At 64.4% G+C, this 25710-nt stretch carries 16 protein-coding genes and 1 pseudogene; 7 read left to right on the top strand and 10 right to left on the bottom strand.

What is annotated here, in order from left to right; genetic code table 11:
• Positions 1-82: 82 nt before the first annotated feature.
• On the bottom strand, positions 83-883 hold the full coding sequence (locus ACHAAJ_RS03945) for a lysophospholipid acyltransferase family protein (RefSeq protein ID WP_435726627.1): 801 nt from the start codon (positions 881-883) through the stop codon (positions 83-85).
• 1062 nt (positions 884-1945) lie between these two features.
• On the opposite strand from ACHAAJ_RS03945, the gene ACHAAJ_RS03940 reads away from it, so the two are divergent.
• Positions 1946-3304 carry a protein NO VEIN domain-containing protein gene (locus tag ACHAAJ_RS03940; protein WP_435726626.1) on the top strand — a complete coding sequence of 453 codons (1359 nt, stop codon included), beginning with the start codon at positions 1946-1948 and terminating at the stop codon, positions 3302-3304.
• 655 nt (positions 3305-3959) lie between these two features.
• Here ACHAAJ_RS03940 and ACHAAJ_RS03935 read toward each other — a convergent pair.
• Positions 3960-4598, bottom strand: coding sequence for a hypothetical protein (locus ACHAAJ_RS03935; protein ID WP_435726625.1), 639 nt, complete (start codon positions 4596-4598; stop codon positions 3960-3962).
• 254 nt (positions 4599-4852) lie between these two features.
• Between ACHAAJ_RS03935 and ACHAAJ_RS03930 the strand changes: the two genes are divergently transcribed.
• A complete protein-coding gene (locus ACHAAJ_RS03930) occupies positions 4853-5647 on the top strand; it encodes a hypothetical protein (protein ID WP_435726624.1) in 795 nt (264 codons plus the stop codon).
• An 870-nt stretch (positions 5648-6517) separates the two neighbouring features.
• Here ACHAAJ_RS03930 and ACHAAJ_RS03925 read toward each other — a convergent pair.
• From ACHAAJ_RS03925 to ACHAAJ_RS03915, 3 genes and pseudogenes are all read right to left on the bottom strand, one after another.
• Positions 6518-7267 (bottom strand): hypothetical protein, encoded by a 750-nt coding sequence (locus tag ACHAAJ_RS03925; RefSeq protein WP_435726623.1) that lies wholly within the window; start codon positions 7265-7267, stop codon positions 6518-6520.
• A 52-nt stretch (positions 7268-7319) separates the two neighbouring features.
• Positions 7320-7484 carry a hypothetical protein gene (locus ACHAAJ_RS03920; protein WP_435726622.1) on the bottom strand — a complete coding sequence of 55 codons (165 nt, stop codon included), beginning with the start codon at positions 7482-7484 and terminating at the stop codon, positions 7320-7322.
• A gap of 290 nt (positions 7485-7774) precedes the next feature.
• Positions 7775-8280, bottom strand: a pseudogene (locus ACHAAJ_RS03915) (IS30 family transposase); the annotation flags it as partial.
• 108 nt (positions 8281-8388) lie between these two features.
• Between ACHAAJ_RS03915 and ACHAAJ_RS03910 the strand changes: the two are divergent.
• On the top strand, positions 8389-9918 hold the full coding sequence (locus ACHAAJ_RS03910) for a hypothetical protein (RefSeq protein ID WP_435726621.1): 1530 nt from the start codon (positions 8389-8391) through the stop codon (positions 9916-9918).
• A gap of 822 nt (positions 9919-10740) precedes the next feature.
• On the opposite strand, the gene ACHAAJ_RS03905 is transcribed toward ACHAAJ_RS03910, so the two are convergent.
• Positions 10741-11412, bottom strand: a complete 672-nt coding sequence (locus ACHAAJ_RS03905; protein ID WP_435726620.1) for a hypothetical protein — start codon at positions 11410-11412, stop codon at positions 10741-10743.
• Between the two features lie 364 nt (positions 11413-11776).
• Between ACHAAJ_RS03905 and ACHAAJ_RS03900 the strand changes: the two genes are divergently transcribed.
• From ACHAAJ_RS03900 to ACHAAJ_RS03890, 3 genes are all read left to right on the top strand, one after another.
• Complete coding sequence (locus tag ACHAAJ_RS03900) at positions 11777-12025, top strand: hypothetical protein (RefSeq protein WP_435726619.1); 249 nt, start codon at positions 11777-11779, stop codon at positions 12023-12025.
• Positions 12022-13176, top strand: coding sequence for a DUF6414 family protein (locus ACHAAJ_RS03895; protein ID WP_435726618.1), 1155 nt, complete (start codon positions 12022-12024; stop codon positions 13174-13176). Before ACHAAJ_RS03900 ends, ACHAAJ_RS03895 begins: the two co-directional genes overlap by 4 nt.
• A 1218-nt stretch (positions 13177-14394) precedes the next feature.
• Positions 14395-15942: a hypothetical protein gene (locus ACHAAJ_RS03890; protein WP_435726617.1), complete on the top strand. Its 1548-nt coding sequence runs from the start codon at positions 14395-14397 to the stop codon at positions 15940-15942.
• 1134 nt (positions 15943-17076) lie between these two features.
• Here ACHAAJ_RS03890 and ACHAAJ_RS03885 read toward each other — a convergent pair.
• From ACHAAJ_RS03885 to ACHAAJ_RS03870, 4 genes are all read right to left on the bottom strand, one after another.
• A complete protein-coding gene (locus ACHAAJ_RS03885; protein ID WP_435726616.1) occupies positions 17077-17841 on the bottom strand; it encodes a DUF4839 domain-containing protein in 765 nt (254 codons plus the stop codon).
• Between the two features lie 610 nt (positions 17842-18451).
• The gene (locus tag ACHAAJ_RS03880) at positions 18452-20752 is read right to left on the bottom strand and encodes a DUF262 domain-containing protein (protein WP_435726615.1); all 2301 of its coding nucleotides are present in this window, start codon (positions 20750-20752) and stop codon (positions 18452-18454) included.
• Positions 20749-22494: a DUF262 domain-containing protein gene (locus ACHAAJ_RS03875; protein ID WP_435726614.1), complete on the bottom strand. Its 1746-nt coding sequence runs from the start codon at positions 22492-22494 to the stop codon at positions 20749-20751. Before ACHAAJ_RS03875 ends, ACHAAJ_RS03880 begins: the two co-directional genes overlap by 4 nt.
• A 38-nt stretch (positions 22495-22532) precedes the next feature.
• Entirely contained in the window at positions 22533-22682 is a 150-nt protein-coding gene (locus ACHAAJ_RS03870) for a hypothetical protein (RefSeq protein WP_435726613.1), read from the bottom strand.
• A gap of 1400 nt (positions 22683-24082) precedes the next feature.
• On the opposite strand from ACHAAJ_RS03870, the gene ACHAAJ_RS03865 reads away from it, so the two are divergent.
• Positions 24083-25441, top strand: coding sequence for a putative endonuclease domain-containing protein (locus tag ACHAAJ_RS03865; RefSeq protein WP_435726612.1), 1359 nt, complete (start codon positions 24083-24085; stop codon positions 25439-25441).
• Positions 25442-25710 lie beyond the last annotated feature (269 nt).

Genomic DNA, 25710 nt, shown 5'->3' with positions numbered 1-25710 from the left:
AAAGGACCAACGACGTCGGTTCACAGTGCGCCCAGCGTCGCGTTGCGCGCTATGCGCACGGCGTTTCCGGTCCCGGGACGGACTAGGCAGCCGGGCGGCCGGGGCCCTCATGGGCGTCCTCGTCCGCGCCTTCCGGGGCGCTCCCGGAGACGTGTTTGCGGTCCGCGAGTTTAGCCTTCACGGCAGCGACGGCCGCCTGGCGCTTGGCGGCCAGCTGCGACTTGACGGTGGCGGCGTAGACGTCGACGTACTCCTGGCCCGAGAGCCGCATGAGGGCATACATGATCTCATCGGTGACCGAGCGCTGGACGAACCTGTCGTCGGCCATGCCGGCATAGCGGGAGAAGTCCAGTGGCTCGCCCACAATCATTCCGACGCGGCGGATGTTGGGGACCGTCTTGCCGATGGGCTGGACCTTGTCGGTTCCGATCATGGCGATTGGAACGACGGGCACGCCCGTCGCGAGCGCGAGCTTCGCGACCCCGAGCTTTCCGCGGTACAGGCGCCCGTCCGGGCTGCGCGTTCCCTCCGGATAGATGCCCAGGAGCTGCCCCGAGGAAAGGATGGCCTCGCCGGCCCCCAGCGAGTTCGCCGAGGCGGTTCCGCCCGAGCGGTCCATGGGCAGCTGGTTGGTCAGACGGAAAAACAGGGCCGTGACCTTGCCCTTGATGCCGGCGCCGGTGAAATACTCGCTCTTCGCCAGGAACACCACGGGGCGGCCCACGGCGACCGGCATGAAGATCGAGTCCGAGACGGAGAGGTGGTTGCTGGCCAGGATGGCGCCGCCCTCGGCGGGAATGTTGTCCAGCCCCTTGACCCAGGGACGGAACAACAGGTTGACCAGCGGCCCGATGAACAGCCGCTTCATGATCCAATAAAACACGCGTAGTGCCTCTCACCTTTTGGGGTCCCTCGAGATGGGGCGGAAAACCCTACATTTCGGGCGTTAGCGGGATGTTTGTACCATCCATTGTAATGGGGCTGGTTAGGGGACGTTGGGGGTCTTTGGGGGTTTCGTGGAAGACTTTTGACAGAGTTGAATCGAACAGTTGGCACGACCAACATTTGTCCACTTCGCATGCCCCGGGCCTATTAGAATGTCGCGCCTGGGCTCAGGACGGTGCGGGACGGGTCTTGCATTCCAGCGGTTCATATCACCACACTAGCGTCGGACGCTCCCCCAGTATGGTCGCAGCGTCCTCTGTCATCTCCGCCAGCAGCCAAAGAAGCGTCAAGTATTGGGCCTTCCAAGCTCGACCGGCCTTCTTCTCTCCGAATTCATCCTTCATCTGATCACCAGGACGATCTGTCCTGCAGAAGTCGAAAACGGCTTTAGCCTTAGCGATGGAACGCAGCAGGACAAGGTAGGACTCAATTAGTCTTGGTTCCTCAGAATCACCATAGCTACCTCTGCTGAGCACAAACTTCAGGAAGGCTCTGTGTCCCTCTGTGCCAGCCGAAGTGAGGTCTTCAACGAGTCACAGAACGGCCTCATCCTCGCGTTGGGTTTTGTCTCTACTGAAGGATGCGTACGCACTGGCAATCGAGACGACTACAGCCACGACGGCGATGACTATGGTTGCTACGCCAACAAACTCGTCGAAGAGGCTCGATGACGAACCTTGGACTACGCAGGCAAAGGAATCCAAAAAAAGCGCCTTTCGGGTTCGACTCAACGAGAGCGGGTTAGTCCACTGAGGATCGACCAGGTAGCCGCACCCAGGTGCGGCGCGGACGTCCCGGAGCCCTAAAGGCGCGGGGCGACTCAAGGCGGAATGGTCTCCAGACAGTCAGTAGACGTCACCAGCTCGAAAAACCAGAAGAACGCCTCTTCGCCTGCCCGGCTGACCTGGCCCGGCTGGACAAGCCGCCCCTTCTGCGGGAAAGGTGAAGGAGAAATAGGAGTCAGGCGGTCGCGCGTGCGCACAACGTTCGGAGGACGACAATGGAGCACCAGATACCGAAGCAGCTGCGGGCGACGACGAAACGACAACCGTTCCCGCCCAAGGGATACAAGGAGCTCCGCGTGCTTTCCCTCGAAGACCGGCAGCGGTCCCGACAAGCCGAGCTCGACCGGCTGACCGGTCGCGTCGATCTTGACGTCCCACCCACCCCTGGCGGGCGCCTCCCCCCGAGGCAGCAGCGCCTTCCCCTCGCGCCGGCGACGGACGCTATCGGAGGCAACGTGGAGGTGGTCCGTGCTGCATGGGTCGCCAAGTACAACCCGACGAGGGCGCAACAGGAGGCGCACCTTCCCGTCGCGGACCCCTCCGTGCTTGCCTCCGACGTCTGGCAGGACTTCGAGTGGGCAGACCCCCTCGAGGCCATCCGGGATCCGTGGATCAACAGCCAGCTTATGCGCGGATCCAAGGAGGAACTCGAGAAGGCGAATCCCGGCGATCTCGTGTTTGTGATGCGCACCGAACACCTCGACCAGGACGTGCACCAGCTCGCCCGCCGGACCGTCGTCGGCCTGTGGTGGATCGAGTCCATCAAGACCGGGACCTACGACGACGGGAACGGGAACGCCAGGGAGTATGTGGAAGCCGCCGGGTTCCCCATCCGGCGTTTCGACTTCCCCGTCCCTGTCGTCGAGACGGGCCAGATGGACGCCGACTTCGAACGAATCGCGGCCCTTCGCGACCGCCGGCGGAGAGCCTTCATCGAACTGAGCCCGGCCGAGGCCCTGCACATGGCCCGGGCCTGCGGGCTGCCCGCCAGCGTGCTGTCGGAGACCGACCACCACCGGCTTGCACCCCTGTGCGCAAGACTGAAGCTGGGGCCGCCCTGGGAGGTTGAAAAGCGCATTCGTGACGGAGCCAAGGCGGTCGACCACCGCAACAAGGTCGAGGCCAACGCGCGCAACACGGCCGTCAAGGCGTTGCGCCGGGAACGGTTCGCCGTTGTGTCCACCGAGGACGAAAGGGGCGCGAACGGTCCCGGAGCCGACCTGTGGGGTCGCTCCTATGAGGTTGACGGATCCGTGTCGGAGGTCCGTGTTGAGGTGAAAGGGACCGGAACGTCAAACCCCTGGGGAGTGTCCTTGACCCACCATGAGCGGCGGGCCGCCGAGGAGGACCTGAACGTGGGTCAGTGGTGGATGCTCATCGTGACGCACGCCCGCCGGCCGGACCGCAAGGAGCACTGGCTCACCAGCGAAGAGGCCGTGCGGAAATTCAGTATCAAGGATCAACAGGGCAGGTGGGTTGCCGATTCCTCGGTGACACTCTGGAGCCGCGCCCAAGGTAGCAGCGCCGCGTCCTGGAGCGCGGACCGAATGGCGCAAAGTACACCCCCGTCGTGACGAGGTATCGGGCCCCGGCGTTGTCAGTGGCGACCGCGCCCACGAACAGGTATTCGGGGCTGCGGCGGGGGCGAGCTCCATCGGCCCGGCCAGGTGGCCCACTGGACGATGAGCAGTTCGCGCCGATGCGGCGCCGGGGCCGGTGGACGATCCGGTGCGAGGGGTGGTCCCTCTCGTGTTCCCACACCGCGTGGTCCAGATGGGTGGCCGGGGTGGCGCCGGCTGCGTGCGCCGCCGCCAGCAGCGTCCTGGCCTCCAAGAGTCCCATCCGCTGATCCCCGGTGGTGTGGCCGGAGGGTGCTGGTCTCTGGCCGCACCATTGCGATGGAAGCGCCCATGGCCGACTGAATGACGTCCCTCTCTTCCACCGGTGCTCGAGCGGCTCGGCAGCGTGGAGGAAACCCGCGACACACTATGGGCAACCGGCGAATGCTCGGCAACGCCCGACATCCTAGACCAGCGGTCACCCTCCAGTCGAACACCTCACCTTGCGGTATCCGACCCTCGCATATCAGTCTGACAGCGCCGTTGATCAACGAAGCGCCAGACCCGGCCACCACCGGACAGAGGGAACGAAAAGAGCGGTCCACGACGACCCTGCCGCGGACCGCTCATTCTTGCCCCCTTAACAGGAAGTTCCTACATATCTAGAGCCCTAACCGGTGTAGAACTCCCCGCCCATGGTCTCTTGCACGAGGACGCTGTCCGGGGCGTTGACCACCCAGTTTTCCCCGACGAGCCACTCGCTCGTTTCGACGTCAGTGGAGAGAAGCAGCTGGTACACCAGCTCCGCGTTCTCCAGGGCCGCCGACTGGGAAGGGTAAATCGACAGGATAGTGTTGTCGCCGCAAATGACCGACGATGTCGAGTAAGTGCCCGGATCGTCGTTGAAGTCCGCGTCCTCGCAGTAGCCCCCGGCCGCTTCGAACGCTGCCAACAACTCCTCGGTGTCGGCGTATTCGGCTCCGAGCGTCCCACCGGCGACGGCGCCCTCCAACGCCGCCTCGAACTCCTCCTGCGCCGCTTCCAAGTCTGCCTGGAGCTGCTCCAGCTCGGCGTCCTGGGACGCCTGCACCGCCGCTTCGGACTCCGCCGCTGCGGACAATGAGGCAGCCGCCGCCGAGGACGACGCGGCCGTCAACGATGACGAAGCAGCGGCCGCGACCGCCGACTCTGACGCGGCAACCTCCTCGGCTGACAGGGCACACCCGGTCAACGCCGAAACGGCAACGGCCGCCACAACAAGATGCTTCTTCATGGTTCCCCCGGAAGTGATGCGAATGATGTAGCTCACCATAGCGGCCTAAGACGCGAGCCGCATTCGGTGTCAAGCGATCGGATGCACCTGAAACCCGTACACGTGAACCCGGTCGTCGCCCTCCCACGCGTAGGTATCGATGCGGGTCCGGAACCCTCATAGCGACTCGCTGGCCCCGCCTGCCACTCCGGCACGTTTCCGCAACGATTTGGGGTAACCAACCAAACCGTCCGTGCTCCATCCTGTCCGCGCAAGTACTCTGAAATCCACACTTCACTCCTGGGGGACCCATGAACACTCGCTTCGCCGCCATCCTGCTTGCACTGATCCTTCTCGCAGGGTGCGCGGCACCCGAGGCCGATACTGAGCAGGCCGCGGAGGCTACAACGGCCAGTGCGAGTCCAAGCGCCAGTCCCAGCGCGTCAGCCATTGACGCTGAGGAGCCTGCGTTTAGGGTGTCGCGGCAGACCACCTGCACTCAACTTCTCGGCCAGAACGAAGGTGGTCCGTTTTACCGGACGATCGACTTCGTCAACGAATTCCAGGACATCGACGATGCCACCATCACCAAGTCGCGTGGCCTGAAGGACGAGGTCGACAGTCTCGCCCTGCACGCTGAGGAAGACCTAACGCCCTTCCTCGAAAGCTTCGCCAGCCCGATGACGGAGATGATCGAAATTACCGAAGGTGGAGGAACAACCTACAACTTCGACGCAACCGAATTCAAAGCCGCCGGCACCGAGCTGGTCAACCTCTGCACCCCGTACTTCTCGGGATCTGGACAAACCGAAGTCGAGCCCCAGCCCGTACCAACAACAGGCGACTACGCCGCCGATTTGGCTGCAATCGGTGTCGTGCCGGACGACGCCACGTCCTACGGTCAGTTCCTTGAGAACAATTTGTGCACCGACGACCCCACCGAAGAGTTCAGCGACTTCAAGCAGATAGTGCGGGTGTCGCACGACGGCGACCCTGCTTTGGGTAATGGTGCTGAGACGCTCAGGCTCGCGGTCGCCTACTTCTGCCCGGAGCGCGCCGGCCACCTCGAGGACGCGATTGAAGAGGCGATCGCCAGGGGAATGTAGGGCTGCTGCAATCGTCGGTGAGCGGCGACGCGGATCCAGCACACATGGTGGCATGCGCAGAACCAAGCCCCTCGACGTCGACCACAACGGTTTCCAGTTCATGCCCTGGCCCGAGCCGGTCTCCAGGCTCATCCGCCCACGCCCTATCGGTCAGATCATGGGCCTCGTGCTGGCCGCCCTGACATCATCGGTTTTTCTGCCGAGGTGAAGCTCTCGCGGGTACTTACCTCCGACGATTTGGACCGCATGGATTGTGACTTGAGGGCAGGCACGCGACCGATCGCGGAGATGCTGTCTCCTAAAGCATCGACTTAGTGCGGTGCCGCTGGCGCAGCCTGCCGACCCGGATGTCCTCGCCGTAGAGATGCTAGCCGTCGCAAAGCGACGCCCGGAGAGCGAGTGCGAGTGGAGTACAGCTCGAGGAGCTGCTGGCGGTACGCCCTCCTCGCCGTTGTTCCGCTGTCCCTGCGGCTGCCGGGCCTGGCATAGGCCCAGTATGGCGAAAAAACGGCCGCGCGTCGGCCTCTGGACGCCACCCCCGGTCAGGCGCCCGTGCGGGCCTGGCGCGCGCCCCGACCGGGCACGCGCCGAAGCCGTCAGCGGCGGCCCAGCAGACGCACAGGGCCCTCCAGCATCCTTTGGGCCGGCCTCAAGTGCACTTCAGGGCGCATGCGGGGCAGGCGGCCCGCCCAGGACGCCCGGACTGCCCCGGGAACCTGGTTTCCCGCACCACGCCTAGCACCACCGATGGACGCACCGTCCCTATCCCGGGTCCGGGCAGCACCGCGGGCACTGCCCCGTCCTGCCGGGTGGAGCGCCGGGCTCGGGGATTTTCGACGGGGGGGCCGGGATGCGGGCCATCCGGATGGGTTAGTTCTTCTGGAAGACCTCGACCGGGGTCCAGTCGTCTCCGGCCCCGACGGTCCTGCACAGCCATTCGGAACGCAGGGTCGCGCCGAAGCCGTTCTGCGAATCCACTGTGGTGCCCACGATGATGTCTTCGCCGCTGAGGCGTGGCTCCGAATCGTATGTGGCGCCGGACGGGGCCACCAGCCGCTCCTTGATGGCCGTTTCGCAGGCCCGGACGGCGGCGCGGTCGTTGAGGCGCGGCTCCGCCGGCGCGGACGACCCGCCGAACACCATGAAGCCCACGAAGACGACCATGCCGGCCAGTGCCAGGCCGAGCACCGTCCGGACCGTGGAGACTGCAGAGTCCTCGGCAGGGGGCGCGCCTTCCGGTGGCGGTTCCCCCGACCCGGCTTGCTCCAGGGCGTCCAGCAGCCTCCCCCACCCTGAGGGGGACACGGTGAGCTCGACGGCGGGGGCGTCCGCCGTGGAGGCCTTTGCGGTGGGGCCCTCGATGATCCGCGCCCGGTTCCCGGCGATGGTTTCCGTGGTGAAGGACCCCGCCGGCCACCGGGTGCACCGGCCGTCCGCATGCACCAGGTGAAGCCCCGTGCGGGTGGCCACCAGGAGGACCCGGCCGGTGCTCCCGGTGGCCTCCGTGACGGCGTACACGGTGTCCGCGTCCGAGACGGTGCGTTCGGCGGCGCGGACGAGGGCCGGCACCACCTGGCTTTCGGTGTGGTCGGCGACCGCAGTGGCCAGGTCGTTGCGCAAGATGTCCCCCGGTGTGTTGTGTTGGCCCATGGTATCGGGGCGCGGTGACGCGTTAGCGCAGCATGCACCCGCGGTGCGGCATCGTGTGGGACCGGTGGTGCGTGCAGCAGTACGCCGCATGGTCGCACGAGGCGTACTCGAACAGCGCGTCGAACTCCTCCCACGGGACACTGTCCAGCACCCGCCGGTCCGCCCCTGGCGGTTCGTGGACCATCACGGCGCCGCGATTGCGCAGGTGCGAGAGCAGGTAGGCGTCCCCGGTGGCCCGTTCGGTGTACGTGGCTCCAACGACCGGCTTGGTCGGGACGGCGGTGTTCCCCGCGGTGAAGGCTTCCAGCGCAGCCCAGTGGGCGGCGGTGATACCCGTCCCGGATTCCGGGGCGATCGCCAGCAGGCGGCCCTGGCGGGCGGCGCGCCACGCGTCGGCCTCGGGCGCGGCGGTCAGGTCGTCGTCGAACCACGCGACCAGGTCCGGCCGCGTGGCGTCAACATGGTCCGCGACCGCCTTCAGCTTCCACCATGTCCACGGGACGGTCGGCGCCGGCTTGGCCAGGACCTCCCAGGTGCCTCCGCCTTCGATGCCCAGGACCGTGGAGAGCTCGGCGGTGTTCTCCTGCCAATGAGTTCCTGGGCGACGTGCTCCAGGTCCTCGGGCCCATACGTATTCAGGTCGGTGCCCATGGGAAGTACTGTCTCAGCAGTCCGTTGGTGTTTTCATTCGAACCGCGCTGCCACGTGCTGGCCGGGTCGCAGAAGTAGACGTCCATGTCCGTGGAGATGCCGAAGGACTTGTGCAGTGCCATCTCCGCACCCTGATCCTAGGTCAGGGAGCCGCGCAGACGGTCCGGTAGCGTGACCATGGTCTTGAAGAGCCCGTTGCGCACCGATTCGTTGTGGTCCACGGGCAGGTGCACGAGCATCACGTAGCGGGTGGTGCGTTCCACGAGGGTCGCGATCGCCGACTGGTTGTGGGCTTCGGTGACGAGGTCGCCCACCCAATGTCCCGGGATCGAGGGTGCCCTTGGCGTTGACCGCGCGATGCCCATGTGACAGGCGCTCCCGCCTAGGATTGGGTCGCCGGGGTCCACTCGCCGCGGCTCTTGAACTAGGGGGAAACCGTCTTGACCACCACACCACACGTTCCCGGGCACACACCCGAGGATCCGTTCATCGACCAGGAGAGTGTCCAGCCGGTGCACTCCGATGCGCCCGCGTCCGGCACTTCCGGTCCCGCCGGCCATACGCGCCAGCAGACGTGGGCGTCCGTGCCCCGGCCGCCGCGCCGTGCACCCGCGACCCGCCCGACCCGCGGCGACTTCTCTAAGGACCTCGGCGCAATCGTCGTCTACGGGTTCGGACTCGCCGCCATGTTCTTCGCCGGGGAAACGTTCACCAGACCCGTCCACGAGGAACTCCTCGTTTTGATCCTCGCGTCCATCACTGTCGCCGCCGTGGTCGTCTCCGCGGTCCTGCGCTCCTTGGGGTTCGTCGCGTCCTTCGTTGCGGTCCTCGTCCGGTGGATCCCCGCGGCCCTGCTCCTGCTCGGGTCCTTCTCTTTCCTCATCGGCCTGTTCCTGGACTTGAGCGGCAACGAGGCCAACCCGGGCCTCGGCAACGGGTTCGTCCTGATGATCGTCCTCGCCATCCTGGCGGGCGCCCCGCGCAGCACCGAGGACACGATCCGGACCCGGATCATCTGGGGTTGGTTCGCCGCCGGGCTGCTGACGGTCCTGACGATCGTCAACCTCATCTTCGCATTCCAGGCCACCAACCCCGAAAGCAGCGTCCCAGCCGTGCTGGTCGTCGCGGCGGCCGCGGCCGCCCTGCTGTGGCTGCCGGTCCCGGCCGGACGGTCCGTCGCCGCGTTCGCCGGCATCGGTCTGCTCGCCGCACTCCTGCTGGTCCCCGGGTCACCGGACGCCACCCGCATCGGCGGGGAGTTTTCCTCCTGGCTGAGTTTCCCCACGATGTTGATGCTCATCGGACTGCTCGCCCTCGGGTTCCCGCGCGCGCGGGCGGACGCCCGCCTGTTCGCCGACGGGACCGCGTGGGTGGTGGCGCTCGCCGCCGCGGCCGTCCTCGTGGTCAACGCGCCGGCGCTCGCCGTACTGTCTTGGACCGGGCCGCAGCTGCTGGCCATCCTGTCCGGCGTCGCGGCCGTCGTGCACCTGGCGGTGCGCCGCTCGGACCGCCGCGCCCGGGTTCTGCCCGCGCTGGCCACCAGCGCCGCCTTGCTGGTCCTTACCACAGTCAGCCTGGTGTTCCAGTCGTTCGGGTCCGCCTTCGGACCGTTCATGCATCTGGTCATTGTCTTGGCGGTCCTGGCGCTCGTCGCGGTCTCCCGGCTCGACAGGGACCCCGGCTTCCGGATCCTCACCCCAGCGCTCACGGCTTACCACGGGGAGAACCACGCGGCGGCCGCCGCGGTGGAGGCGTCCGCGTACCGGCAGTCCGCGGGCGTCCTCGCGGGCTTGTCGCTGCTGACCGGGCCGCTGGGCATCTTGTTCGGGCAGTTGGCCTTGGGCCGCGCCAACCGGGCCGAGACGTCCGGCCTGCATACGACCGCGATCCGCATGGTCGCCGGGACCGGCATCGCCGTCGGCGTCGCAACGACGGTGTGGCTGCTGCTGTTCCTCATCATGGCCGCCTAACCGTATGAGGTAGGGCCCGGCCCCTGCGGCGAGGCCCTACGTCACGCCGCCCTTGGAGGCCGGCGAGAAAAGAAGGCTACGTTGGCGACGCTGAAGGTGGGCAAGAACAAGGCAGACTTCTAGGCCGACCGGAACAAGGAAGGGCTCGGACCGCTGATTGGTCCGGGCCTTCTCCTTTGTGACGGTCCGAGCCGTGCTATCCACTTCTGGGTGCCGGAAGGCTTCTAGGATCCAATGGTCGCCGTCATGGTGAAGGGGACGCTCGTGCAGTTCCGGAACTTGTAGGTGCCGGCGCGCTTCTGCGCCGCGTTGACGAAGTAGGCGACCCCGGCCTTCGCCTAGATCTTCACCGTGTTCGCACGGGCGTTGGAGACGGGTTTAGCGATTGCGACGCAGTTGCGGTTGTCGAACTTCCACGACGTGGTGCCAGCCAACTTGTACGCACTGTTCGTCGCCTTGTTTGGTCCCGCCTAAGAAGGGAATAGGGAGACTGGGCAGGGTGACGAGGTAGGTGGCAAGGAACGTCCCCGTGCCGCTCAGGAAACCGCCCCATTTCCCGACCCGAAGCGACTACCGAGGCGCCAAATGGGCGCCAAGGAGTTTGTGCGCCGTGGGACGCAACCTCGTGCACCAGCGTCAACGAACACCATTCCCGTTCTTCAACCCCCCGACATGGGCTCGGGGTAGGCGGGCACCCCGGCTAGGACAAGGCATCAACAGTTGCGGGCCCAGCACCCCACGCTGCGCGGTCCAGACCCAGACACGGCGAAGCCTCGCGCCAGCTGGTTCCGGGGGGCGGGGCTTCGGTGTGCTGTGGGGGCGCTACTCAGCGGGGTACTCCCATTCCCAACCTGCCTGCGCGAGCGGGTCCTCGAACACGAGGGTGCCCTTGGGATTTTCCACATCCAAGATGACGATGCCGCGCGCCTTCTCAGCGTCCCCAATGGTGTCCGGCAGCCCCTCCGAGTCGTCGAGGCACGAGTAGGTGGGCATGGTGCCCAGGTCGGAGTTGGACGTAGTGCCATTCGGGGCGATCGTTTTGAAGCTGTACGGGCTCATCGACCATCCGCCGAAGTGCGCCTCCTCCATGCCGGCCTTCGTCGCGACCGACACGTCCAGGGCGAGCAGGTGTCCGTTCTCGGACTTTTCGGCGAATTGACCGGTGCACTTCGGGTCGACCTCGATCGAGTGGACGGTGAACTCGACGAGGGTCTCCCCGTCGGGGCCGGTGAGGCCCGCGGAATCACCGATCTTCTTGACCATGTTGCCCCGCTCGCTAAGGTCGCCGGAAACGGTCTCGGAGGCTTCGGCTTCCTCGGTTTCGATTGCCCCGGACGGCGCGGCGGACGACTCTGGAGCACTGGCGGCCGTGGTCGGCCCGGCGGAGCTGGCCGCGGGTTCGACGGACACGTTGGATTCGGTTTCTCCCGCGGTAGCGCCGCAGCCGGTGAGCGTAAGGGCCAGGACGGCGCCCAGCGCGAATGACTTCTTCATGGTTCCCCCGGAGTTTAAAGTGATGGTTGTTACAGGACATCACTCTAGGCACGACTGGCGACGGTTTGAGGTTTCGGGCAGCTGGTGTGGCCGATTCGTTACGGGAACCTGTGGGTGGCGAGTCAGGACCCGAAGGCGCCGATGAACAGCACGGCGACGCTGTCGTCCATGATGTCCTCGACGAGGTCGAGGCCCCTGGCTCGCGGGAGCAAGACGTGCGTAAGCGCCCAAGAAGAAGCGGAGCCACGGCTAGACGACGTCTTGTAGACGGCGTCAACCATCCACGAAGAGCGTGCCGACACGGCCCCGGTGCGAGTCTCAGGGACGCTCCTGGGCAAGCAGTGCAAAGAAGGCGTCTCCACCTATGTTGTCTTCGATCCGGCCGGCGACTTCGATCCCGAAGAGTGCCGCCCACGACCCGAAGCTGGGGCACTCGCGCCTAGTGCTCGCCAAGGCGCTCCACGGCGCCAAACGCGTCTACAACTGCGCCCGGAAGCTCACCGGCGTGTGGGTGTTCAACCGGGCGATCGTCCTCACCCAACCGCACGACTTCCGGCTCACGCAGTTCTCGCATAGTCTGCTCAGGCAGATTTCTATACTGGTTAGAGAGTGAAGCTGAGAGGCATTGTGAGTCATAAAGAACAACCGCGGGTTGACCCAGAGCCGTCCAAGCCGCTGCCGCCCACGGTGTCGATCTACCAAAATCCTGACTATGTGGAAGGCATCCTCCAGCAAACGTATGGGCAGCCGCTGTTCACGGAGTTCGCCAACGAGGCCCGCAGCGAGCACGAGGATTCGCAGGGCACGACCAATGGCGCGAAGGCCAAAGTGGGCCTGGCTGCGAAATTCCCCGGCCTGTTCGCTGGTGACGCGGCCGTCGAAGCCGACTATGAGAAACGCCTTGGAAGCCAGCAAATCACGGGCAGCACGGCAACGGCGAGAGCTCGTTACACCCAGCCGTACTACCTGCACGTCGTCCGCTCCGTGCTTCGCCAAACGGGCCTGATCCGGGACGTAAAAGGCAGGGGTGACGCGACCAATTTACGACCGGGAGAGTTTGTTGAGTTTTCAGCATCGTTTACGCCGAGCCAGGTAGTCGCCTTGCTGGACATCGCAACCCCGGACCTAGTGGAGCAGATCGTCCGAAGAAGCCGGTTCACCGAGGGTATGGACTCCTTCGAGGGCGGCACCGTGGAGAAAGTGCAGGAATTCAAGCTGCGCCTCGACGGGGACATGGAGACTTGGGGCGCGATAGGACGGGCAGCGACGGAGGCTGTGCGCGCCGATTTCCGCAGCGCGAAGACTCGCGAGTTCTATGGGCAGATCGGAGATGGCGACGAGCTGCTGACCTTCATCACGATGTGCGATGTGGAGCACTTCGTTGTAGCGGACGAGGACCGTATCCTCGACGGACACTTCACTGTCCTCGGGAAGGTAGCTGGACCGCTGACACAGGATGAACCGATCCTGTCGCGGAACAAAGTGCTAGAGAGGATGCGCCCCGAGGCAGTGGATGAACTGGTGCGGGTCATGAATGAGTCCGTGCACAAACAGGCTGAGAAGGTCAGTGCCCTCACACAAGCCGACGATGAGGACGATGACGAATCGGCCTACACAACGGACCGACCCGACCGCGATGGCGACGGGGACGAGGGGAATGACGCCGTCGACGGCATGGTTGCGGCCGACATGTTCAACTTCACCCTCGACTCACGAGTTATTGGGGCGTCCGTGCGAGTCATACCCATCGCCATCTACCTCTGATTGGAACCAGCGCTTGACGAATGCTGCGCGACTCACCGTGCTGATCCCCGCATAGGCGCAGAGATAGCCTGGTTTCTTGCCGTCCTCAGCCATTTCCACGACTGGTCGCGGGGATCGGCAGCCTTGCTCTTGACGTAGCCCGTTCGCCCTTCGGCCGGCGCAGCCCCTCCTGCCACATGCCAACAGAGTGGACGCCTCGGGACCAGACTCGATAAACAACAGGTTTCGCCCGCCGGCCGTATCCGACGCCCCGGCGCCGCAACCCGTGACGTAAACTGGGCCGAGCCGAAGATCCCGCTCCGGCCGGAGCCGTCCAGGCAGCAGCGGCGCCCTTACAATGGAACGACTCGCGCTTAGGCGGCCGCCCCCCGAACCGTCAGGGCTCCTCCGGCCGCGACACGGGCAACGACCGCCGGCCCTTCTTGCAAACTACCGCGGTGAGCGTTCAGACCATGTCGACATCACCTGGGGCACATACGAAAACACGTGTACCTTGCGTGGGACGCGCAAGACATCAAGGCGTGCGGACCTCAGTTGCCAGCGCAACCCTTGCGGGCGGACGGGCGTCCGCTTAGGCAGTGCCCACTCCCTTACTCATGACGTAGCGCCCACACATGCCAGCACTCTTCCACGCCGGTACGCGGGACGGCAGGGGCCGTTGCGTCGATGCACCCAGGGGCATGTCGTCCGACGTCGGACGGTTCCTCGAGACTAGCGAGCCGTTCCAGACACTGCGGAAGTTCCCAGGCACTGCCCGCCTGCCTTGCGCTTCTCCGACCAGCCGAATTCACTAATGTGAGCAACGTAAATACAGAGCCGCCAGATAGCATTGCCGCATGGCGATCTCAATGGACGATCAGGGCAACCTCTACACGATGTACGACTGCCCCAGCTGCGATACTTTTGGGCCACACTTCGACTTCGGCGGTGGGGACAAACCGTACTTCCAATGCGCTGTCTGTAAAGGGCCCGTCGGCGACTCTTCACCCGCTCCTTCAACTTGGACACCGAACTGGTCCAACCGCAAGCCCTGAGCAACATAGAAAATTTCGGCTAGCGGTCTTACCATGCCCGGGCAGCGCTTCCTGAAATTGGACTATATTCGGGAAGAACTGGACATCTCCATGTCAGAGGAGCGCACCTTGGGATAGGATCTCCACACGCAGGACGGGCCGGCTGCCGCCGAACCGGGGGGAACGACAGGCAGGAAGCACGCCAATGCGCGTCATCAACAAGCTCGCCGCGGGCATCGCGGCGGCCTCCATCGCCATCGCCGGGGCACCGCCCGCCGCGCACGCCGACGAGCCACCGGCCACGGAGGCGGCCGCGGACACCACCGCACCGACCCTGGTCTCGTTCACCGGGGCGCCGGACACCGTCGCCCCCGGGGAGCCGTTCACGTTCGAGGCCACGGCCTCCGACGACGGGGCCATAGCCAACCTCGCCTTCACCGCCACCCTCCCCCTGCGCCACCCCGGCCTGTCCAACCCCGACTACACCGCCGGGCCGATCGTGGACAACGGCGACGGAACCTGGACCCGCAGCTTCGGCTACGCCATCCCCCGCGACGTGCCCTACGGCACCTACCCGCTGGGCACCATCGGCATGGCCGACGCCGCCGGCAACTACACCGCCAGCAGCTGGACGACCCCCGGACCGTCCATCACGGTCGACGACCCCACGCACCCCGTGGGGGAACTCGCCGTCTCCGGGACCCGCACCACCACCTCGACCGTCACCGCCCACCTGGACGCCCCCGGCGCCACCGTCACCCACCTCTGGTGGGGCAAGTCGGCCATCGGGCTGACCACCTCGTCCTCATCGCGGACGTTCACGCTGCCGCTGGGCCTGGCCGGCTCCACGGTCACTCTCCGGGCCACCGCCCGATGGGACGACGGCACGGTCCGCGAACGCACCACCACCTTCGTCCCCGGCAAGGGCACTCTGCCGCTGGGACCGGTCACCCTCGGAACCGTCCGGGTCGGCACCGCGGCATCCGGCGGGCACACGCCGGTGGCCAGCATCCTCGGAAACTACACCGCCGCCACCAGCACCCAGAAGTTCCAGTGGCTCTCCGGCGGGCAACCGGTCCCCGGCGCCACCGCAGCCCGCTACACCCCGGTTCCGGCGGACCGCGGCAAGACCCTCCAACTGCGGGTCACCACGTCCACCAACCTACCGTTCGCCCAGCAGACGGTGGTCCAGCACTCCCCAACGCGCACCGTCGGCTACGGCACCCTCACGGCCTCCACGCCGCGCGCCGCCGGCAGCACCTGGGTGGGATCGACCCTGAGCGCCGTGCCCGGCACCTGGACGAAAGGCACCGGGTTCACCTACCAGTGGCTCCGCGAAGGCCAACCCATCAGATGGGCGACCCGCGCCACCTACAAGACAACCGCGGCGGACCACGCCCGACGGATCACCGTCAAGGTCACCGGACGGCTGCCCGGCTACGCGATCCGGACCACCACGTCCCCGGCGATAAAAGCCAGCCTGCGCAAACTCACCGTCCCCCGGATCGAACCGTACGGGTCGTGGGAACCCGGGAACGCCCTGGCGGGAAGGAACTACCCGCTCCAGAAGTGGACCGCCGGCACCCGGGTCACCTACCAGTGGCTGCGCGACGGCAAGCCCATCCGCGGCGCTACCTCCCGGACCTACGTCATCAAGCGCACCGACATCGGCCACCGCATCGCCGTGCGGCACACCGGAACCAAAGCCGGCTACCTCACCGCAAGCACCACCACCGGGTCCGTCCGGATCTAACGCCAAGGCGGTCCGGGCGTGCGGGGCACGGAACCGTTCCATGCGCGCCCTTCCCGGGGTCGGTGGATACCGTTGCCACCGGTTCCGGCCCGCACCCTGACCGGATACCAGGCGGCTGGACACATCGGTGCTTATCTCCGACCCCCGGGCGCCCTTCAGGTCAGTCACCCGCGCTGCGTGTTGCAGCTTGCTTGGGGCGTAGGTCAACCACCACTGACCCGTCACCCGTGCGGTCTACGGGGTGTTGCGTCAATTGCCTCTATCGGCAACTGGCGGCGTCGCAATGGCCATGACGCCTGGCAGCGCTCCGAAATCCGTGTCTGCCCCTCACGTCCTTAGGCCCGCCGATGAGTCGAAATCATCGAGTCGAGTACTACGAGAGACCCCCGAGTGTATATCCATGGGCAAGTCGGCTGAGGCACCAACGACGATGAACTAATAGGGCCCGATGCGGGCCAGATTCCCACGACGGAGTTAGGTGTCGTGGAGGGGTGCTCAAATACCCATCCGGGGTGATGAATCAGCGTCATTCCCCAATCTCGAAGTCCTAGCTGCACACTCTGGCAAAGCCAAACGTGGTCGTCCGCCCGGAGTTCAGGCAGCGCCACCTTGAACGGCGGCACTCCGAGCCGGTCGTCATAAAAACGATGAGCGAAGAGGCTGATGTCGCTTGGCGGTCCACTGCCCGAGATCATCCAATCGCAAGAAAGCGGACTAGAGGCACCCGACCACGAAAGTTCGTTCACACCCCAGCCTGTCTTCTGGGCCGGGTGCGCCAGCAGCAAACAAGTCTTAAGCAACCACAAGCCCACTTCTTCGGCCTCCGAACCCCCCGAGCGATCCGCTAGGAAGGAATTTCTCCACGGACGCTCGATACGGAGTTCGAATCTGTCGTTGAGAGCCGTATTGCAAGTCAAGCAGCAAGGCAGCTGCACGTGCTCGGGCGTCAAGCGATCCGACTTCAATGAACCGCCCTGGTTCATAGCCGGTTGTCCATTACGCTCGAACGAATACTGACTAAAGGCCCCTAGCGACCCAAGCCGGTGGCTCCGTCCGTGGGCGCGTTGCATCCCTCCCCCAGCTGGCACCCCACCGCGACCTTTAGTCATGGCAGGAACACGAGGTTTCGACGATCTATCGGAACTGGGTGGAAATCGGTTCAAGAAAGAAGAGGATCTTATCCGGGTCGAAGTCTCCGACTCGAGCAACAAGGCGAAGATTGTCTCCTACGCCGATCGAATCCGGAATGTTAGCGCCGGTGAGGTGTAGGTCATGGGTGGTATTAACATCGCGGAACTGAAAGTTAGGTCCTCCCGACGAGTGGGTTTCACTGTAATTCCCAGCCGAAATCAAGATGTCATAGCGTGTTTGGTATTCGCCATGAGGGGCCATAGCGCCGATACTGCCATCGAATTCAATGACTCTGCCCTCGTACGCGGTTGCAAAGTCTTCAACAACGGGACCTTGTTCCGACCCTGCCAAAAGGGCTGCAAGATCCTCATTGTTCTTTACAGTTAGCGCCTCTTCATCGGCCGGTTCGCTCGACGCCGGTTCGTCGGTGGACTTTTCTGAAAGCGGTTCATCGGCGAGTTCTTCCGAGGGCTGTTCTCTCGGCGCGATCGCCCCCTCGGTCGGTGAAGTGGTTGGCTCGGGGCTGCCGTTTCCGCCCTGGATCGCGCCGATGGTGACAGCGAGGATGATTAGGCCGCCCGCCACTGCCAATAGGCGCCACGGCAGCTTCGCCTTCGGGCGACGGAAGGTGATCTGCGCCTGCAGCCGGCCCTGGCTTTGGGTGACGAGCTCCCAGCCGTCTTTCTGCCACTTCGCCGTCATTCTGGCTTCGGTGCCGCGGATCGTCCGCACGGTCTTCAATTCGTACTTTACGTCGTCGTCAGCCATGCGGCTCCGCAACCCCCCCCATAGGACTCATCACTCGTGGACCATCGTGAGCATAGCAACGTCGTGGCCCCGTGCCGGCAAGGTACAAACGTTCGTGGCCGGCTTGCCGGCTTGCCCGTCAACTCAAAAGACGTCCCGTCACCGGTCCAACCCGCACCGGACTCCCTTCCAGCGGAGCTGCCCGGGCCAAGGAGACCCATTGACCGAACGACCGAAACCCACCGCCAGCTAGGTCTTGGTCGTTGGTCAAGACGCGGGCGTATCCGATGAGCATGCTTGACCTGTAGCGTTTAGCGCACCCTCACCGGGCATTTTATCGGGCAGGTCTTATGGGAATCGTCTCATCGACCGTGGCGTCGACACCGTCACACCAATGCCTCATCTGATGGAGAGTGAGAAGTTGCCCATAAGCCGGTCCCTCGCCGGGACACCTCCAGCCGGCCAGGACCAAGAAAAAAATCCGGGTGATCGCTGGACACGTGTCCCGCGTGCGGGGGCATCCCGGTCGGCCGGGGCCGCCGCCGACGTATACTTCATGTTGGCCGTGACATGTTGGAGTAGAACTTTTCGCCTCCCACCACGAGGCGATGACCACGGTACGCCGTTGAGTTTATATTCCCGCTTCGACCAGCGCCCGCACGAGTGCGGCACCTACGACGACTCGATCCTCCGCATCGATTAGTTCTCCATCGACCTCTACCTGGCGGATGGGGAGGAACCCCGCACCTGTGGCGCCGTGCGCCCGACAAATCGCGTGAAAACGGTTTGAGGCGTCGGCATCCTGGGGCGCTGCCAGTTGGAAGCCTTCTTCGACGCACCGGATGCCGCCGCCGCTCCGCGAGAACTGAAGCCATCGCGGTGCCGTCTCGTAACCTCGAAACCAAGGGTCATTGAGTCGGTCCTCGACCGCGCTGGCGCGGTAGATCGCGAGCAGGTAGGGGTCTCGATAGTAGGCGCTTCCCGTCAACGAGGCGGTGCGGAGCATGCACATCGAGTAGCCCCAAATTCCCCGAGTGGGTCGGTGCTCGCCGTAGTAGATCCCCGTTGCGCCTTCGCGCATTGCTGGGTAGGCGACCAAGTAATAGCGCCAGTCGAGCCTGCCGGATGCGTGACGGGAGGCGACGAACTCAGCGACAGCGCGCGCCAGGCTGTTCAGCGTGGGTTCGTCGGAGGCGGAGACCTCGTCAAGTAGGGCGGCAAGTGCCGAACGCAGCTCGCCGTTTCTCCCGCGGCCGGAGTGGGAGAACACTTCCCGCCATCGCGACGCCTGCTTCACCGCGGGTGTTCCGAATTGTCTGACACGCCCGCTGCCGAGGTCGAAGCCATAATCACCTTTGGCGAGCAGCGAGGCAGCGAAGAGTCCCCACGCATTCGGTTCAGTCACTCGTACGAATGCATTGGCGCGCGCCGCAAGCGTTGCTGGATCCAGATCGAACGCGAAGATTCGGCCGCGGAGAAGCGGATGATCTTCAAGGCGATGAATGACCACCTCGAGATCAGTGCCGTTGAACGCTTGCTTTGCCTGCTCGTCACGGACTCGATCGGGGTTGAAACCACGAAGCTCCTCGAGCGACGCGCCTCTGATCAACATCTCGACGCCCGGAACAAGGTCTGTCATGCGAGCTTCACGGACCTCGTTGTCCGCAAGGTCGATGAGGTTGCGCAAGACACGAATTCGCGCCGCGAAATCATCGGTTCTGTACTGCCGGTGAACAAGCACGGCGAGCAGGAACAGCGTCTCCGCCAAGGGGAATTGACGGTTGCGTCCACGCTTAATGCCATAACTGCGCAAACAGGACGCAAGCAGGTTGATGTCGGTGGCGTCGAAAAGCGGGATCTTTTTCTGGTCGGCTGCCGTTTGTGCGCAATCCGAATCGGTAAACACGCTCGCGAACACCGCGCGGACGTCGTCAACACCCACCCACGTGTCGAACGCGTGTTCCATGAAGTCCAGGTGCCGTTCACGTCGTGGATTCGCGGGCCCGAAAGCCCGCTCTGTGCGCTCGAGCAGGGTTGCGCTTTGCATCGTCTCACCGTCCCGCCACTCGCACACTTCGACCACGAACTCGAAGTACCGAAGAAACTCGTCGTCGACGATGTCGTCGCCACCGTCGAACTGCCACAGGACGTCCGTCCAGGCACCATCGATCTTGTGAACGATGCGGTCGAACCTCTCCGCGTCGATCCCCCCCGAGAGTAGCTTCTCGAATCGGGCCTTGAAGTTCTCGAAGTCTGTCAGCGGTTTCCCGCGGGAATTCATCTTGATGTACAGCTCGTCCCCAGAAGGCATGTCATCAAGGGGGAGAAAGTAGAACGAGACCGCCGGCCGATCCTCGGCGATCAGGCGCGACCACGCCTCCTCGAGATTGACGTGCGGTTTGCCGAGTCGATCGTGGATGGCGTCCAACATTACGAGCATCGCCTGGACCGTCGGATCGTGCCGCCATGCATATAGGTACCACGACTGGTTGGTGATCCATTCGGATGGCACGGTGAAGTCGTCGGTCAGTGGATGCTGCGGGTTCACGAGCTGCCGACAGAAGAGCTCGGCTGTCGGGCGAGTCGCGTACGTCAGCTTGAGGATTCCTTCCGCGTCACCCAGTCGTTCGGTTCGCGCCGCGAGGTACCAGTGCAGGAGGAAGAGCGTAGTGAGGCGTTGCTGTCCGTCCAACGGCTTGAGCGCCGAGTCCTCTATCTCCCCGTAAACGAAATCGAGATTCAAGGGTTCGCCGCCGACAACCGCCTCGATGACTACATCGAGGAAGTCATGTCGAATCGTCTCGACGAGTTCCCCTTTTCTACCTTGCGCGTAGTCGCGCTGGATGAGGGGAATCTCGATTCGTGCGACCCTCGGCATTTCACCCGTCGCGTGGCCGAACATCCCGGCGAATGTTGTCTTGTGTCCCTTCACGGGGTGAACTCCTCATCGTTCAGCTCAGGGTCGGGCCTCAGGTACGGCTGGATCGCCTCCAGAATCGCGTCCAGATACGCCTCTCGGTCCTGAACTCCCCAGAAATGGATCTGCTGGTCGTCAGCGTCGGTGTAGTACTTCAGGAACACGTTGCGGGTGCAAGGGGGGATGTAGGAGCCCGTTTTGTCCCGACCGATGATCTCCCTCCGCTTCACTTCGAATGTCGAGTTCGACAGGGCACTGTTGTCGCCGCTCGCTAGCAACGCAAGGTTGGAGATCGTATGCACGCCGTCATCGCCATCAGCTTTTCCCTCGGTTAGCGCAGTCTCGACGAGGGATTTGGTCTGATCGAACTGAGTGCCCACCGCGACGACCCGAGGGTTGGCGATCGCCGCGAGGACGCCGTCGATTTCGGCCAAGAGGTTCTTGCGTAGGTCCTCGTCGATACTCGGGACGTCGCTGATGGCGCCGCGGTGAAGCCGGAGCCATTCGGTCCACACCTTCTCGTCGCGCTTGAGGTCAAGGGCGTTCTGCGCGTGGATGTGTTCGAGCGACCAGACGCCACGTGAGTGCGCATGGAACGAGTAATGCTCCGTAGAGTCGAATCGCAGGCGGACTGTCTCCACATTCATCAGGAGGAGGACGTCCGAGCATCTCGAACCCGATTTCTGGTAGTCAAGGTCAGCGACCTGGCCAGCGCTTAAGTCCAAATGCTTGGCGATGAGTTCATCGAGCACGGCCTGGAGCGCGGGCCTAGTCAGCCCGGTCACTGCTTCGAGAAGGCCCGCGAACGTGTGTTTGCGGGTCGCCACCAAGTAACCCACCTTGTGGAAGATGTCGCGATCCTCGTACCAGCCGACGATAAGAGAATGCAGCATAACCACGTCGTCCCAGAACACCTGCGGGTCCTCGTCGATCACTGGCCGCAGCGTCTCGAACGTGTAGTACCGCGGTCGATGCCCATCTGGTGGTGTGCCTCCGCGACGATCCGCGAGGGTATCCAAAATCAAGCTAATTCGCGTCGGTTCATCCTCGCTAAGCGTGGTTACGAACGACCAGACCTCCGGCACTCGGAGGTCACGTTCGAACTGGTCCCACTGAGCGGCGGTCTGCTCGCTACGGTCAGAGAAACCCGCGCAATGCTGGAGTTTGGCGAGCAATTGAGCCTTAACGAGTTCGGCATCCGAGAGCGGTATCCGTCCAACGTTCAATCGCGTGAAGAGCGCGATGGAGTCAAGTTCCTTCCCGGCTTCATACCAAATCACTCGGACCGACTCGAAAAGGTAGTCGTAGAACCGGTTCGCGGCCCATTGCTTGCGGTGCTCGTACTTATCGAACCATCGGCTGATGTGCGCGTAGGCGGCGAAGATGTGATGGAAGTCAATGTTCTCGCGTCGGCGCTTTTCCGTCGGACTGCTCAGGAAATCTGCGCTTCCGCTTCGCGTCTCGTACTCGATCGTAAATCCTGCGCCGGCGTTCTGTAGGCCCTCGCTCCGCATGTACTGGAATATGAGAAACAACGTGGTCAGCCTCTGTTGTCCGTCGATTAACTCCCACCTGCCCTCCCCCATCGGCTTCACGACGACCGGCTGTAGATAGTAGGGGTCCCCGTTACTCGTCCAAATGTCGTCGAGCAAACGCCCGACCTCCTCGGCCCCCCACCGATAGCCGCGCTGGTACGCGGGAACGAAGAATGATCCCGCGATGTCTCCGACGGCACGTCGCTCGAGTATTGCGTCCATGCACCCACCGTATTCCTATGCCGTCTCGTATTGTGAGCTCAGACCGAACCGAGGTCGATCCCGAACCGCTTGGCGACCTTCGACAACGGGGTGATCTCGGTCTTGTCGCCCAAGTGCGCCGTGCACCGCGTGACTTTGGCGGAGTTGATCGAAAAGGCGCTGAAGCTAACGCTCGCCAATCGGCTCATGCTCCCCGACGAGTTGCTCAGCAGTACCGAGGAGTCGGACGGACGCGACACCAAGTGCACGGTGCAGGGTCCTAATCTGACACGTCTAAGCGGTGGTTCAGGCGCACATGCCTAATGACGTGTACATGGGACCGTCGCAACCGGAGCCGAATACCGAAGGCACCCGCACGTTCCCTTTCACGTGGGCTTTGGGCAGCTCAATCCGGAGCCCTACATGAAACGCGACGACAGCCAAGTTCAGGACCGGCCCTACGTCTACGGGCAAGGTCGGCGCCTATGGTCAACACTGCTAAGCCGCCGCATTGTATTGCTCCGAACTGTGCAGTTCGAGAAACGTGTCCTGCGCGACCCTCGCCTTTCGATGCCGCCTCCACTGCCCTCCGTCCCCTCCCGTAATTCGCCCCATGCCCGGGAATCCACGACAAGAATGGTTTGGTCGTCGATGAGGGACGTGTGCGCAACGATCAGCCCATCGCTGCCCTCTGATGTTGGCTGTTCGGCCATCTAAGAGTTCGGTATCCACGATCGGTTCGACAGGTAACGAACGAATGAGTTGCCGACTCCGAGGATGGAGAAGTAGTGATGGATGGTAGCCCTCATCGCGCATACGCCGGACGAGCTCATCTAGCCGGGACGGTAGGTCGTCCCAGTCCGAATCGTGCGGGATGGACTCGACCTCGTGCTCGGTGCTGCCCGAATCGCGCATTCTTGCTACGAGGTGTCGATTCTCGCCTTGCGCTAGTTCTTGCCCGCAGTGCTGGGCTATGTAGCCAAAGCCAAATGGGTTCGCGTACTCCACGGCCCACAGCTTGGACTCCAGCCTGGGAGCCAAAGCCAACCTCTTCGTCGGAACATCACCGACATCCTGCATCAGCCGACCGCCAGCCGAAAGGAACAGTGCAAGCATGGATCGCTTCTCTTCCCATGCGTCTGTTACAAGCGTTCGGAATAGCTGGTGTGCCTCCTCCGGGACTGATGCCACGTTCAAAGCATCCTGATCCAACTCCTCCTGCTTAACAGTTGCCGCAGCGATGGCGCCCTTCAATTTCTCCGCCCGCTTGTCGATGTCTTCGCGGTCGACTCCGAGTAGGGCTAGGACTTCGGATCGGCCAAGCAGGGCCTCAACCGTCGTAGACAACTGCTGGCGGTTCGTAAGGAGCCAAGGATTTGGATCCAAATTCTGGTTGTCCCAATTCGTGTTGAGCAGCAGAAGGACTGTGGCCGTCAATGTTGGCGACTTGGAGTCAACGACGTGGGCCTCATCGCTGTCTACCGTCCTGGATCTCGCGACAAAGAACCGCGCGCTCGGTCCACAGCCGACCAAACTGTCGGAGGCCCCAGATACGGTCGGCGCAGGAGCCGGCACGGGCGCCTGCTACGCGGTTAACAAAGGGGACGGCATGGGAGAACGACTGGTGGATCCGGACGCGCGGGAGGCGTGGGGGTTGCCCCGCCGGGCACCGAAACCGGAGGTGACGGTCGCCGCGGTCCGCCCGGAGGTGCTGGACCTGTGGTCCGACGAACGCTTCGGGCCGTGGGACCTCGCCTCGACGTCCCCGCTGAAGGTCCTCTGGCGGTGCCCGGCCGGGCACCGGTTCCTCGAATCCCCGAACGTTCAGTGCGGGTCCGTGGCCGCCTGGCGGAACCAGGCCGGCGGTTCCCGCGCGTGCTGGGAATGCTGGTGCGCGACGCTGCCTCCCGGGACCGACCCGCCCACGCGGAAAACCCACGGCGGCACCCCTCCCCCGAAGGTGCGCACCCCCAAGTACCCGGTCGGGACCGTCGTGCCGTCCAAGTCGCGGGCCGGTTCCTCCCTGGAGCGGGCCGTGGAAGCGAAACTGCGTGCGGCGGGGATCCCGCTGCGCAAGGAACGCCTGTCGGTCCAGTGCGGTTACGAACCGGTCCGCGGGAACCACCCGCTCATCACCCCGGACTACATGGTGCGCAGCGCGAACGTGTGCATCGAAGTCGACCCCGCCTACACTCACCGGGGCGATGAGGTCACCGACCGGCGCCGCAACACGCTGCTGGAGGAAGCCGGCTGGGTGGTGGTCCGGCTGCGGATGGGCGGGCTGGAGCCGCTGGGGGCGCACGACGTCGTCGCCTCCTCCGACCACCTGACCCAAGCGGCCGTGGTCGCGCTCGTGGACGCGGTGTGCGACGCGGTCGTCGGCCGCCCCGCGACCGTCCGCCGGGTCGCCGCCAAACCGGTGGCCCCGCGGGCGAAGTCCCCGCTCGGCGCCGTGGGCGCGCACAAATATTTCGACCGGGCGCACTACGTGTCCTGGACCACCGCGGCCGGAGAGGTGGTCCGGCTCGTCGCCATGGGCGACGGGGCGTACCTGGCCGCGCAGTCGGGGTGGGGGTTCCCGCTTTACGTGTGCGACCTCGGCCTGGAGGATGTTCCCCGCGCCCAGTGGCGGGGCCGGCTGCTGGAGGTCCTGTCCGCGCGGGAGGCCGGCGCCGGGTTCTTCCCCATGTCCCGGTACCCGTGGGGGGACAAATTGTTCACCGGCCCGCAGGCCGGTGCGGTCAACGTCCCGGACAAGTTCGACCCCACCGCCGACCGCTGGGAGGGGACCGCGAACCTGGAAGGCGTCGACGAACTTGACGGCACCGACCTGCGCGGCGACGGCGCCGTCCTGGCGGCGCTGGACCCGGGGGCGGCCGCGTACGGCTGGCGGATCGCCCATCTCGAGCACGCCACCGGCTACCGGGGCCCCTACCAGCGGGTCCTCCTGGAGCGTGACACCGGTTGAAGGGTACGAGAAAGCGTAGCGATCCTCCGGAGTCTGGTTAGCCTCGAGTGGCCACCAACCCGGGAAGAAACCGTTGAGTACCCACACCTGTGGGTTTCCATAATCCGAAGGACCGGCGGCGCCAAGTCGGTGCATCCCTAGACGCGTGATGTACCTACACTCGGTGCACATCGCTAGTCTGAGACTACCGCCACACGAGGTGACGGGATCAACGGGAAGTCAAACATGGCTGCGAGCTCCAGATTCCTCAAATGCGCTCTCTGGGCGGA

The organism is Arthrobacter arnarulunnguaqae (assembly GCF_051262515.1).
In the GTDB taxonomy this organism is placed as follows: Bacteria; Actinomycetota; Actinomycetes; order Actinomycetales; family Micrococcaceae; genus Arthrobacter_N.
This window is presented reverse-complemented; position numbering and strand designations above follow the sequence as displayed.

Bases quoted from the DNA above. Each gene is read 5' to 3' on its own strand.
- ACHAAJ_RS03940 (WP_435726626.1), top strand. From the start codon at position 1,946: ATGGAGCACCAGATACCGAAGCAGCTGCGGGCGACGACGAAACGACAA.
- ACHAAJ_RS03930 (WP_435726624.1), top strand. From the start codon at position 4,853: ATGAACACTCGCTTCGCCGCCATCCTGCTTGCACTGATCCTTCTCGCA.
- ACHAAJ_RS03905 (WP_435726620.1), bottom strand. From the start codon at position 11,412: ATGAAGAAGTCATTCGCGCTGGGCGCCGTCCTGGCCCTTACGCTCACC.
- ACHAAJ_RS03900 (WP_435726619.1), top strand. From the start codon at position 11,777: ATGTTGTCTTCGATCCGGCCGGCGACTTCGATCCCGAAGAGTGCCGCC.
- ACHAAJ_RS03890 (WP_435726617.1), top strand. From the start codon at position 14,395: ATGCGCGTCATCAACAAGCTCGCCGCGGGCATCGCGGCGGCCTCCATC.
- ACHAAJ_RS03885 (WP_435726616.1), bottom strand. From the start codon at position 17,841: ATGGCTGACGACGACGTAAAGTACGAATTGAAGACCGTGCGGACGATC.
- ACHAAJ_RS03875 (WP_435726614.1), bottom strand. From the start codon at position 22,494: ATGGACGCAATACTCGAGCGACGTGCCGTCGGAGACATCGCGGGATCA.
- ACHAAJ_RS03870 (WP_435726613.1), bottom strand. From the start codon at position 22,682: ATGAGCCGATTGGCGAGCGTTAGCTTCAGCGCCTTTTCGATCAACTCC.
- ACHAAJ_RS03865 (WP_435726612.1), top strand. From the start codon at position 24,083: ATGGGAGAACGACTGGTGGATCCGGACGCGCGGGAGGCGTGGGGGTTG.